Raw genomic sequence first — 11669 nt, 5'->3', positions numbered from 1 at the left:
GGCCGCCATAATCGTGCGAGCGTGCGAATTCCTCGGCGATGACCGCCTCGACCGACGGGCCGGTTGCGGTCGCTTCCAGCCGGCGCGCCTGCGCGTCGAGCCGGCGGATCGCCGCCAGTTCCTCCTCATTCCCCAATCTGGCCTTGAGCACCGCCGACTTCATCACCGCGATCGTATGGTCATAGACCTTGGTCGGCACCGGATAGGGATGCCGGTCCTTCCCGCCGTGGGCGAGCGAGAAGCGCGCGGGGTCGCTGAAGCGACACGGCGCGCCGTGGACCACCTCCGCCACCAGCGCCAGCGCGCGGACGGTGCGTGCGCCGACCCCGGGAACGAGCAGCAGATCGGCGAAGTCCGCGGGGCTACGTTCGGCGGCGGCGGCGAAGGCGGCGTGGAGCCGGCGGTCGATGATATCCTCGGCCCGCACCTCGTGACGATCGGGCAGGACGAGATGCGGGAGCAGCGGCTCGGTCGCGGGCGCTGTGCCCTTCTTGCCGTCGAGCCGCGCCAGTTCGCGTGCGATTCCGGTGGGGCCGATATCGGCGAGCAGCTCGAGCTGACGATCGCGCGATGCCGCGGCGCGGCGATCGGCCAGATTGACGATCCGCCCCTGATGATGCCCCTCGATCGCGGCGTGCGGGGCGTCGACGTAGCTCTCCAGACCCTCCGACAGCCAATGATAGCGGCGCGCCTGCCGCCGATCGCCGTTCATGCCTTGCTGGACGACGACCCAGCGGCCGTCGTCGGCGACGATGAAGCCGTGGAGGTAGAGATCGAACCCGTCCTGCACCGCGGCATTGTCGACCTTCGCCACCAGCCGGCTGACCCGGCCGAGCGCTGCACCGTCGATCCCGGTGCGATCGCCGACCGCCGCGAGCTCCTGCGGGGTCGCGCGGCTGTGCCGGCCGCGGCCGCCGCAGACGTGGATGCCGAGTTCGCCCGATAAAGGCGCGAGTCCGCGCTTGAGCGCGCCGATCACGCTGGTGGTGATCCCCGACGAATGCCAGTCCATCCCCATCACCGCGCCGAACGACTGGAACCAGAAGGGATGCGCGAGCCGGCGGAGCAATTCGTCGCGGCCATATTCGACGACGATCGCCTGCGCGATCACAGCGCCCAGCCGCGTCATGCGCTGGCCAAGCCACGCGGGGACGCGCCCGCCGTGCAGGGGAAGATCGGCACTGCCCGCGCGGCGCCCCATCAAGCGGTTCGCATCGGGAAGCGCCGGGCCGGGGCGGTGGAAAGAAGCGCCATCGGCACCGTCTAGCACCGGCGGAACATGAAGTGAACAGGCTGGAACGACGGCGGCCGCTCGGTTCGCCGCGATTTCATTATTTTCTTCCGCTTCGACAAAGAAATGCACAGATAGATGCGCTTGCCGAGCGACCTTCGTCCGGCCGATGCGGAAGGAAGATCGATGACGCTTGCCGCCAAATCCGTCGGGGCGCTGGGGTTTGCGCTCGTCGCGCTCTCCGCCAGCGCGCTCGATGCCGCGTCGGCGCCGGGCGTGCCGGTGATCGAAACCGAGGATGTTGAGCGCTTCTATCGGATTTACGATGCGAACCACGGCAAGCCCAGCGCCGAGCAGCTCCAGCGCGACTATCTCGACGCCGGATCGGACGGGCTTCACACGCTGGCGCGACTGCGCCGGGTGACGGGGCAGCGCATCGCCGACCAGATCGCCGCGGACCCCTCGCTTTACGAACAAGCGCGGCGTTGCGCCGCGGTCCTTCCGACGACGGTCGACCGGCTCGCGGCGGTGACGCGCAAGCTCAGCCGGCTCTATCCGCCGGCGCGGTTTCCGCCGATCTCGATCGTCATCGGCCGTGGCCGCCCGGTCGGGGTGGGCGGGCCGGCGACGGGGCTGCAGATCGGGCTGGAGGCGCTGTGCGGGGTCACCTATTTCGACGCCGATCCGGCGGACCGCATCGTGCATGTCGTGGCGCATGAATATGCGCATGTTCAGCAGCAAAGCGCGCTGGTCGACGATCCGAAACCGACAGTGCTCCAGGCCTCGCTCGCCGAAGGGGCGGCCGAGTTCCTGGCCGAACTCACCTCGGGCGGCGTTTCCTATCCCCGGCTGGCGGGCTCGGTGCGCGGCCGCGAGGTCGAGCTGGGGCGCGCCTTCCTCGCCGATCAGGATAGCCGCGACCTGTCGAAATGGCTCTACAACGGCTCGATGCAGCGTGCCGGGGATATCGGCTATTGGATCGGATACCGGATCGTCCGCAGCTATTACCGGCAGGCGAAATCCAAGCGCGCCGCGATCCGCAGGATCATCGAGATGCGCGATCCCAAGGCCTTCCTCGCGGCGAGCGGCTGGCATCCGGGCGCGTAAGCTGCGCCCGGATGCGCCCGCGCGCCTTTAGGGATAGCGGCTCGGCGTCGACGGCATGACCACCCCCACATCCTTGCCGTAAATGTCCCACGCCGCGGTAAGCTGGCGCAGCCGCTCGGGCTCGGCGGCGGCGAGGTCGCGGGTCTCGCCCGGATCATTGGCGAGGTCGAACAGCCGCCAGCGGTCACCGAGATGGACCGCCTTCCAATCGCCCTGCCGGATCGCGCGACGGCCGAACAGCTCGCTGCCGACCGCCTCTTCGGGCGCATGGATGCGTTCGGCCGCGCCGGTGAGATAGGGAAGCCAGCTCAGCCCGCGCACCGGCTGGACGGCGCGGCCGGCGTATTGACTGCCGCGCCAGTCGCCGCCGGCCGCCTCGACCAGCGTCGGGACGATATCCATCACCGTGCCATAAGCGTGGCTGACCCCGGTCCGTGGCGAGCCGGGCCAGTCGATGAACGCCGCGACGCGGGTGCCGCCTTCGGTGGTATAGCCCTTGTAGAGCCACGACGGCGCGGTCGCCGCCTGCGCCCAGCCGGGGCCGTACCAGGCGTAGGAGGTCGGCCGCCCGATATTGTCGAGCCGGTTATCGGCGGTCCTCACCCGTTCCTGGAAGGCCGGGATCTCGAGCTTGGCGAGATCGGCGCCTTCCGCGCCATTGTCGGCGGTGAACAGGATGATCGTATTGTCGTACTGCCCGGTGCGCTTGAGATAGTCGATCACGCGGCCGACATTCTGGTCCATGCGATCGACCATCGCGGCATAGACTTCCATCCGGCGCGATTGTTCGCGCTTCTGTTCGGCGGAGAGACTGGCCCATGTGCCGCCGCCGGGCAGTTCGAGCGTATGCGCCGCGACATCGGCGGGGATCAGCCCGAGCTGTTTCTGGCGCGCCAGCCGCTCGGCGCGCAACGCCTCGAACCCCGCGTCATAGCGCCCGCGATAGCGCGCGATGTCCTCCGCCGGTGCCTGCAGCGGCCAGTGCGGGGCGGTGAAGGTGAGGTATGCGAAGAAGGGCTTGCCGCGATCGGCGCGGCCGAGTTGGTCGATCAGCTTGGCCGCATAAGCATCCGACGAATAGAAACCGGCGGGGAGCTGGCTGACACGGGTGCCATTCTCCCAATAGGTCGTCCCGCCGTCCCCGGGCTTCTGTGACAGATCGGTGCCGAAGTGATTGCCGCCGCCCTGCGCGAGATCGAAGCTCTGGTCGAAGCCGTGGCGCGCCGGGCTGTCCTCGGCGCGCACCCCGAGATGCCATTTGCCCGACATCATCGTCGCATAGCCCAGATCGCGCAGCCGATCGGCGAGCGTGACGATATCGGCGGGGAGATAGCCTTCATAGCCCCGCTGCCCGATCTGGTTGGGGGCGAGCATCTCCGCCATATTGCCGAGCCCGGCGAGGTGGTTGTCTGTGCCAGACAAGAGCATCGAGCGCGTCGGCGAACAGGTCGGCGCCGAATGGAAGCCGGTGAGCCTGAGGCCGCGTTTTGCGAGCGCATCGAGGTTGGGGGTGCGGATCTCGCCGCCGAACGCGCCGATATCCGAATAGCCGAGATCGTCCGCGACGATGACGAGGATATTGGGTCGCGCCGCAACCGGCGTCGCCGGTGCCGGGGGCGCGGCAGGCGCGGTTCGGGCGGGCGCGGCCTGATGCAGCGCCGCGACGGCAAGGAAGGTGGTGGCGAGCAGGCGACGGCGCATCGATCGTAGTTCCTTGGGAAAAGACGCGAAGCCGGCGACATCGCGCCGCCGGCCCCGCAAGGGCGTTATTCGGCGGCTTCGAGCGCGGCGACCGGGACCGGCTCGGGCTTGAGCGCGCGGCTGCGCGATCCGTCGAGCGCGACCGGGATCGTCCCGGCGATCGTCGCGCGGCGCAGGTGGCGGCGTTGCTTGCCGAAATCGGCGATTGCGCGATGCTGGGTCGCGCGATTGTCCCAGATCGCGACGTCGCCCGGCTGCCAGCGCCACCGCACAACATTTTCAGGCCGGGTGATCTGATCCTGCAGAATCTGGAACACACGCGCGCTGTCGTCGCGGTTCAGGCCGACGATATTCTTGACGAAATTGCCGAGCAGCAGCGATTTCTCGCCCGATATCGGGTGGACGTGGACCACCGGATGCTCGGTTTCGTAAACGGTGGAGGCGAATATCTCGCGATGCCGCCTGATCTGTTCGTCGGATGCCTCGGGGCGGCTGGCGGCATAATCATAGGCATTGGTGTGGACCGCGCGCAGATCGGCGACCAGCGCTTTCAATGCGGGCGGCAGCCCCTCGTAAGCGGCGACGCCGCTCGCCCACAATGTATCGCCCCCCGTCGGCGGGATCACCAAAGCGCGCAGCACCGAGGCGGCGGGGAAGGCGGGGAGAAAGGTGATGTCGGTATGCCATTGCGACGCCGCCTCGCCCTCTTTCGAATTGAGTTCGAGCAGATATTTCGATCCTTCCGCGACCGGCACGGTGGGATGCGCCAGCGGATTGCCGAGCCGCGCGGCGAATGCCTCGTGGCTATCGTCGTCGAGGTGGGTCTGGCCGCGGAAGAAGATCACCTTATGCCGCACCAATGCGGCCTTGATCGCCTCGATCGTGAGGTCGTCGAGGTCGCCGGCGAGGCGGACGCCGCGCACCTCCGCACCGATCCGGCCGGCGACCGGGGCGATATCGAGCGGGCTGTCCGCGTCGGCGGCATTGTCGAACGAATGGGCAAGCTGGGTCATGGCGATGTTCCTTCAGGCTTGGGCGGTGGAGGCGGCGCGCCGATCGAGCGCGCGGCGGATCGCGGCGTGGCGGGTCTGGTCGAGCGGGAAGCGCCAGATCAGCGCGGCCGAGATGATGTGCGCGACGGCGGGGCCGAGCGCGAAGACATATTTGAGCGCTTCCAGCGACTGCGCATTGCTGTGCCCCCTGGGCTGGAAGCCGAGCCAGGCGAGGAGCGGCAGCGCGAGCCCGATGCCGATCGCCGGCCCGGCCTTGGTCGTCAGGCTGAACACCGAAAAGAACAGCCCGGTGCGATTGTGCCCGGTCTCCAGCTCATGCGCGTCGGCGACATCGGCGACCATCGCGCGGAGCATCAGATTGCCCGAGCCTTGCGTCAGCCCCTGCGCCACCGCGAGCGCGACGAGCAGCCACAACAGGCCGGGAAACACCGCGAGCAGCGCGAGGTTGATCGCCGCCTGCGCGAGTTCGCCGGCGATCGCGGTTGCGCGCTTGCCGAAGCGGCGGCCGATCGCGAGCCAGATCGGCCCGGCGAGGATGCCGAAGGCGAATTGCAACAGATAGAGCCCGCTCGCCCATTGCGGCAGCCCCATATAGCTCACCGTGAAGAAGGCGATCAGCCCGGCGCGGATCGATTGCCCTGCGGTTACCGCCACATCGGCGGCGAGCACGCGCAGCAGCAGGCGATCGCGGAAGACAAGCCCGGCGGCGCGCCAGAAGCCGGTGCGCGGGCCGGTCGCGGCCGGGGCGGGGGGCTCGCCGATCATCGTCAGGTTGAGCAGCAGCGCGGGCACCAAGGTCGCGAGGATGAACGCGCCGGTGACGTGGAGCTTGAGCACCCCGTCATCGGGGCGCCATTGTTCGATCAGCGTCGGCAGGATCAGCACCAGCAGCAGCCCGATCGAGCGCATCGTCTGCTGATAGGTCACGATGCGGGTGCGCTCGTGGTAGCGCCCCGATATCTCTCCCGCCCAGGCGGAGAAGGGCACCTCGATCATCGTGAACCCGGCGTAGAAAACGAACAGGGCGGCAGCGAGATAGGCCGGCGCGACGACCGCTGGCGGGAAGAACAGCAGCGCCGATCCGATCGCGAACAGCACGCCGCCGGCGGCGATCCACGGGCGGCGGCGGCCGATGCGCGTGCGGGTGCGATCCGAAAGGCCGCCGACGATCGGGTCCGTGGCGATGTCCCAGAAGCGGCTGACGAAGAAGATCGCGCCCAGGGTCGCGAGCGAAATGCCGAAATGGCTCGCGTAAAGCTGCGGCAGGAACAGCGCGAGCGGGAGGCCGGCGGCGGCAAGCGGGATCGCGGGCGAGCCGAACGCGACGAGTCGCGCGCCGCTCGGGCTGTCCCGCTCCGCCGCGGGCGCCGCAAAGGCGGTGGGCTCGAACGCGACGCTCGCCATCTTAGAACCGCACCTTGAGCGTGCCGCCGAAAGTCCGCGGATCGCCGAGCGTCGCGGTGACGAGCCCGTAATTGAGCACGCTCAACGTCTGATAGTAATTCTTGTCGAACAGGTTGCGCGCCCAGACCGACAGTTCGTAGCGACCGTCCTCGAAGCGGAGCCCGAGCCGCGCATTGAAGAGGCCGTAGCCGGGGACGAGCCCGTAGCTGCTGTTGCTGGCGACGGTGTAATAGGACGAGCGGTACGACCAGTCGCCGTGGAGGAACGCCTCGGTCCGATCGCCGACCGGCTGGGTCACGTCGCCGCCGACCGAGGCGGACCATTTCGGCACCCCGGCGAGCGGCTGGCCCGACATGTCCTGCACCGGATTGCCTGCGGGGTTGGTCGGCGTGGGATTGAGCGATTCCACCGGGGTCGGCCCGTTGGGATAGCGGACATAGGTCGCGTCGGTATAGGCGAGCGAGCCGGTGAGGCTCAGCCAGCGCGTCGCGCGCCACGCCACGTCGCCCTCGAAGCCGCGCGAGCGGACCTTGGGGATATTGGCGATATAGTTGATATAGGTATTGGTGCCGACGATCTGCTGGACGATCGTCGTCTGATATTGATCGACATCGGTCTGATAAGCGGCAAGGTTGATCGTCAGCGCGCGATCGAAGAACTGCGATTTGACCCCGATCTCATAATTGTTGACCTTCTCGGGATTGACCACCGGGTTCACCCCGGCAGGGATCGCGGTGAGATTGAGCCCCTGGGACTTGGAACCGCGCGAATAGGTTGCGTAGAGCAGCACGTCGTCGCTCGGTTTCCAGCCGAGGGTGGCGAGGCCGGAGAGGCTGTCGTCGCTGGTATCGACGCTGAACGACTGGATCGGCCCGAGCGCATTGCGGATCGTGTTGACGCGGGCGACCTGCGCATCGGTGAGCCCGGTGGTCGGCAGCGCAAACGCGCGGACGCTGGTATAGCCGCCCCATTTGTCCTCATGCGTGTAGCGCAACCCGAGCGTGAGGCTGAGCGCGGGGGTGATATGCCAGGTGCCCTGACCGAACAGCGCCGCGCTGCGCGTATGCGGATCGGAGGTATAAGTGGTGAGCAGCCCGTTGCTGGCGATGTTCGCCACCGCCTGATTGTCGTTGGGATAGAGCGCGAGCGCGGCATCCGGGCCGAATTGCGTGCGGCCGTAGCCGCGCACCACCTGCCAGAAATAGTAGCCGCCGATCAGCCAGTCGATCGTGTGCGTGCCGGTCGAGGCGATGCGCAGTTCCTGGCTGAACTGGCGCTGGAAGTTCCGGATATGCCCGACGGTGTTGATCGACCGGGCGATATAGTCGCCGTCGTTGAGCGGGAACCAGTTCCAGTTGCGCACCGCGGTGACCGAGGTGATCGCCGCGCCGCCGAGATCGTAATCGACCTGCCCGGATACGCCCCAGGTGTTCATATTCGCCTGGAACGGCGAATTGGCGTCGGTGCGGCGCGCGAAGGGATCGAGCGGCAGCGGGGTATAGCCCAGCCGCGCGACGCGCTGGTTGAAGTTGTTCGCGATCGTCGTGCCGTTGCGATAGGTGTCGAACGTGCCGGCCAGCAGGTTGATGCAGCAATGCTGTTTCTGCTGGCTCCAGTCGCCGATCAACCGGATCGTCAGCCGCTCGCTTGGGGTGAGGAGAAGCTGGCCGCGCACCGAGGCATTTTCGTAATCGTGGACATGTTCGCGGAGCGTGGTGTCGTAGAGGAAACCGCCGCGATCGGTATAGGCCGCGCTCAGCCGGAAGGCGGCGAGGCCTTCGGCGATCGGGCCGGTCAGCGAGCCGCGGACCTGGCGGTAATCGTAATTGCCGAGATCGGCCTGGCCGTCGAAATGCCAGTCGAATTGCGGCAATCGGCTGGTGATGTTGATCGCGCCCGCGGTGGTATTCTTGCCGAACAACGTGCCCTGCGGCCCGCGCAAGACCTCGACGCGATCGAGATCGACGAGATCGAACTGGCTTTGTCCGACGCGGCCGTAATAGACATTGTCGATATAGAGGCCGACACCGTTTTCGAGGCCGTCGGTGGTCAGCGCGACATTCGAGCCGAGCCCGCGGATATTGATATTGGTATTGCGCGGGTTGAAGCTGAACACCTGAAGCGACGGGACGAGCTGCTGGACTTGATCGAGCCGATAATCACCGCGCACGCCGAGCTGCTCGTTGCCGATGACGCTGAGCGCGATCGGCACGTCCTGCGCCTTCTCGACGCGGCGGCGGGCGGAAACGAGCACTTCGGCGGCGGCCGCCGGCTCGGCATCGGCGCTCGCCGCCGCCGCGGCGACGGGTTCGGGCGCCGCGGCGTCGTTGCTGGCGAATTGGGTCTGTGCGGTCGCGGCGACGGGAAACAACGCCGGCAGCACGGCGGCCGCGGCGAGCAGATATCGACGGTAATTCAGGGCGTGACTGGTCACTTCCTCTAACCCCCTTTCCGGTTGAGGCTGGTTGTCGTTGGCGAGCGGGGACGCACGGCTCCCCGTCGCGTGACGCAGTGCGTCACGCGTGAAGGGCGAGCGGAACCGGGCCGCCAATCGTGCGGCGCGACGGTTTCCGGCGATTATGCTCGATGGATCAGCGGGCGGTGCGGCAGCACCGACACCGGGGCGGATCGTGGTGGCGGGGGTGTATCATCATACTCGCCTCGCAAGATGGAATGGGCCGCGACTGGCCCGCATCTCAATTCCTACCGGATTGGAGGAGATTTAAAAAGAAGAGATGCTAGGGGCGGTGTAAGCTCGGCTATCGAGCGCCGGAGCGTCGGCGCCGAGGGCGCGCGCGGCGCGAGGAAGGCACGCAGCGCCGCGCGCAGCGATGCCTCGGTGCTATCCCCCGCAATATCATTCTGGATTGCGTCGCGGGTGGCGAAGCGGCTGCGCCAGCGCGCGGCGAGCGCGAGGATATGCGCCGCCGTGCCGATTCCCGATGCGACGAGCAGCGACGGAAAGGGCAAAGGGGTGGCCGGGGTCGATGCGAGGCCCAGCCGCGGCCACTCGCGCGGCGCCGCCGGATCGAGCAGCACCGCCCCCGCGATCTGCCGCGAATAGCGCAACGGGCTGAGCTGCGCCCAATGCGCGAAGGCGATCGCGGCCAGCTCCGCCGCGACGACGATCACCGGCTGGGCGAGGTCGATCAGCGCCGCATCGAGCTGCGCGGCCCATTTGCCGGTCCGCTCACCCACGTCGAGCCGCAATTCGTGGCGATCCGCCTGCGGCAGATCACCGGCGGTCACGATTAGCAGAGCAGCATCGCCGATCGACATCGGATCACTCCCGCGCCTGACTGCTGAGGGCCACCGGATCGCCCCGATCGCGCGCAGCCGGCGGTTTAATATATACTGAATAGGTGGGAAATCGAGTCGCGCCAAAGCGACCGGTCGTCACGTCCGGGTGCGATCTTATTGCCGCGCCGCGCTCGCCGCGCGCAGCGACTCGCCGAGCAGGGCGAAAAAGGCTTTGCTGCCCGCGCAATGCGCGACATCCCATTCGGGATGCCATTGCACCGCGAGCACGTCGGCGCCGCAGCCGGGCGCGCGGATCGCCTCGATCAATCCGTCGTCGCTCGCTACGGCTTCGATCGCGAGGCTCGCGCCAAGCCGTGCGATGCCCTGCTGGTGGACCGAATTGACGGTGAGGTGTCGATGCCCGGCGATTCCGGCGAGCACCCCGCCGTCGATCAGGTCGATCGCGTGGCGGTGATCGAACAAGGTGGCGTAATCCTCGTCCCACGAGCCGCGGTGATGCCGCCCGCTCGTGTCGGTCGCCGCGAGCGTGCCGCCGAACAGCACGTTGATCTCCTGCAATCCGCGGCAGATGCCGTAGACCGGCTTGCCGCGCGCGATCATCTGCTCGGCGAGTTCGAACGCGACCGCATCGCGTTCGGCATCGACCACGGCGCCCTCATCGGCCGGCCCCCCGCCGTAGCGCGCCGGCGCGACATGCGATCGCGCGCCGGTCAGCAACAGCCCGTCGAGCACCGTCGCGACCGCGCGCGCATCGACCGCATCGCTGACCGCCGGCACCAGCAGCACCGTCGCGTCGCACAATTGCGTCACCGGCGCGATGAAGCGCGTCGCGACCGACTGCACCGGCCGCGCGGCGACCTCGTTCGCGCACATGATGCCGATCACCGGGCGCCGCATCGTCACGCCGCCTCGAGCTCGTCTTTGAGCGCGCGCGCGGCGCCGGCGGGAAGCTCGCGCGCCTCGGGCTGGACGATCACGCTGTCCGCCGGCACGTCCGACAGCAGCCAGACATTGCCGCCGATCACCGATCGCGCGCCGATCGAGACGCGGCCGAGGATCGTCGCCCCGGCGTAGATCACCACATCGTCCTCCACCACCGGATGCCGCGCGAGCGCGCCGCCGGGCGCGCGCGTCGCCGAGCCCAGCGGGCTGCACGCGCCGAGCGTGACATGCTGGTAGAGCCGCACCCGATCGCCGACGATCGCGGTCTCGCCGATCACCACCCCGGTGCCGTGGTCGATGAAGAAATTGCGCCCGATCGTCGCGCCGGGGTGGATGTCGATCCCGGTGCGCTCGTTGGCGAGCTCGGAGATCAGCCGCGCGACGATCGGCGCGCCCAATGCGTGGAGCTGGTGCGCGAGCCGGTGGTAGAGGCTCGCGATCGCGCCGGGATAGCAGAGCAGGATCTCGTCGACGCTGCGCGCGGCGGGATCGCCGAGGAACGCCGCCTCGACATCGCCGTCGACCAGCTCGCGCACCTCGCCGAGCGATGCGCCGAACAAGCGGACGATCGACGCCGCCTGGTCGGCCGGGAAATCGGCGCGCGATTCCTTTTGCCAATAGCCAAGCTCTGCGGCGATCTCGCGTTCGAGCGCGCCGAAGCCCGCGATCAGCTTGGCGGCGACGAACCGATCTTCCTCATCCCCCGCCGCGCCGCGGAACCGCCCGAGCCGGCGCGGGTAGAGCGCGGCGGCCAATATGTCGACGATCGCCGCGATCGCCTCGCGCGACGGGAAGCTTTCGACATCGCGCCCCTCCTCCTGCCGCGCGCGCCAGCGATCGCGCGCGCCGCGCAGCGCGGTCACCGTCTCGGCGAGGGTCGTCATCGCCGCGCGCCCGGTTGCGGCACAGTGCGCAGATAGGGGGTGATCGTCCGCCAGCTGCCGAACAGCCGCCGCGCGGTTTCGTCGTCGACCGAGGGCAGGATGATGACATCGTCGCCGTCGCGCCAA

The 11669-nt window shown here is 68.3% G+C and carries 9 protein-coding genes; 1 reads left to right on the top strand and 8 read right to left on the bottom strand.

The window, feature by feature from the left end; translation table 11 throughout:
- Window positions 1-1201: DUF763 domain-containing protein (locus tag BGN95_RS14695; RefSeq protein ID WP_286773106.1), on the bottom strand; the 1201-nt coding region annotated here is incomplete at its 3' end.
- 216 nt (window positions 1202-1417) lie between these two features.
- Here BGN95_RS14695 and BGN95_RS14690 point away from each other — a divergent pair.
- The gene (locus tag BGN95_RS14690) at window positions 1418-2338 is read left to right on the top strand and encodes a DUF2268 domain-containing putative Zn-dependent protease (protein WP_286773105.1); all 921 of its coding nucleotides are present in this window, start codon (window positions 1418-1420) and stop codon (window positions 2336-2338) included.
- Between the two features lie 27 nt (window positions 2339-2365).
- Here the strand turns inward: BGN95_RS14690 and BGN95_RS14685 are convergent, their stop codons facing one another.
- The 7 genes from BGN95_RS14685 to epsC all read right to left on the bottom strand — a co-directional run bounded on the left by BGN95_RS14685 (window position 2366) and on the right by epsC (window position 11543).
- Window positions 2366-4039 carry an arylsulfatase gene (locus BGN95_RS14685; protein WP_286773104.1) on the bottom strand — a complete coding sequence of 558 codons (1674 nt, stop codon included), beginning with the start codon at window positions 4037-4039 and terminating at the stop codon, window positions 2366-2368.
- A 65-nt stretch (window positions 4040-4104) separates the two neighbouring features.
- On the bottom strand, window positions 4105-5052 hold the full coding sequence (locus tag BGN95_RS14680; protein ID WP_286773103.1) for a TauD/TfdA dioxygenase family protein: 948 nt from the start codon (window positions 5050-5052) through the stop codon (window positions 4105-4107).
- Window positions 5053-5064: 12 nt separating this feature from the next.
- Window positions 5065-6456 (bottom strand): MFS transporter, encoded by a 1392-nt coding sequence (locus BGN95_RS14675; protein ID WP_286773102.1) that lies wholly within the window; start codon window positions 6454-6456, stop codon window positions 5065-5067.
- A gap of 1 nt (window position 6457) precedes the next feature.
- Window positions 6458-8890, bottom strand: a complete 2433-nt coding sequence (locus tag BGN95_RS14670) for a TonB-dependent receptor (RefSeq protein WP_286773101.1) — start codon at window positions 8888-8890, stop codon at window positions 6458-6460.
- 269 nt (window positions 8891-9159) lie between these two features.
- The gene (locus BGN95_RS14665; protein WP_265312751.1) at window positions 9160-9735 is read right to left on the bottom strand and encodes an alpha/beta hydrolase; all 576 of its coding nucleotides are present in this window, start codon (window positions 9733-9735) and stop codon (window positions 9160-9162) included.
- A 135-nt stretch (window positions 9736-9870) separates the two neighbouring features.
- Window positions 9871-10614: a gamma-glutamyl-gamma-aminobutyrate hydrolase family protein gene (locus BGN95_RS14660; protein WP_265267898.1), complete on the bottom strand. Its 744-nt coding sequence runs from the start codon at window positions 10612-10614 to the stop codon at window positions 9871-9873.
- Between the two features lie 2 nt (window positions 10615-10616).
- Entirely contained in the window at window positions 10617-11543 is a 927-nt protein-coding gene (gene epsC, locus BGN95_RS14655) for a serine O-acetyltransferase EpsC (RefSeq protein ID WP_286773100.1), read from the bottom strand.
- Window positions 11544-11669 lie beyond the last annotated feature (126 nt).

Source organism: Sphingomonas sp. 66-10, assembly GCF_001897045.1.
Taxonomy (GTDB): Bacteria; Pseudomonadota; Alphaproteobacteria; order Sphingomonadales; family Sphingomonadaceae; genus Sphingomonas; species Sphingomonas lycopersici.
This window is presented reverse-complemented; position numbering and strand designations above follow the sequence as displayed.

Excerpts from the sequence above, each read along its gene's own strand:
- BGN95_RS14685 (WP_286773104.1), bottom strand. The coding sequence starts at position 4,039 with ATGCGCCGTCGCCTGCTCGCCACCACCTTCCTTGCCGTCGCGGCGCTG.
- BGN95_RS14690 (WP_286773105.1), top strand. The coding sequence starts at position 1,418 with ATGACGCTTGCCGCCAAATCCGTCGGGGCGCTGGGGTTTGCGCTCGTC.
- epsC (WP_286773100.1), bottom strand. The coding sequence starts at position 11,543 with ATGACGACCCTCGCCGAGACGGTGACCGCGCTGCGCGGCGCGCGCGAT.
- BGN95_RS14660 (WP_265267898.1), bottom strand. The coding sequence starts at position 10,614 with ATGCGGCGCCCGGTGATCGGCATCATGTGCGCGAACGAGGTCGCCGCG.
- BGN95_RS14675 (WP_286773102.1), bottom strand. The coding sequence starts at position 6,456 with ATGGCGAGCGTCGCGTTCGAGCCCACCGCCTTTGCGGCGCCCGCGGCG.
- BGN95_RS14680 (WP_286773103.1), bottom strand. The coding sequence starts at position 5,052 with ATGACCCAGCTTGCCCATTCGTTCGACAATGCCGCCGACGCGGACAGC.
- BGN95_RS14665 (WP_265312751.1), bottom strand. The coding sequence starts at position 9,735 with ATGTCGATCGGCGATGCTGCTCTGCTAATCGTGACCGCCGGTGATCTG.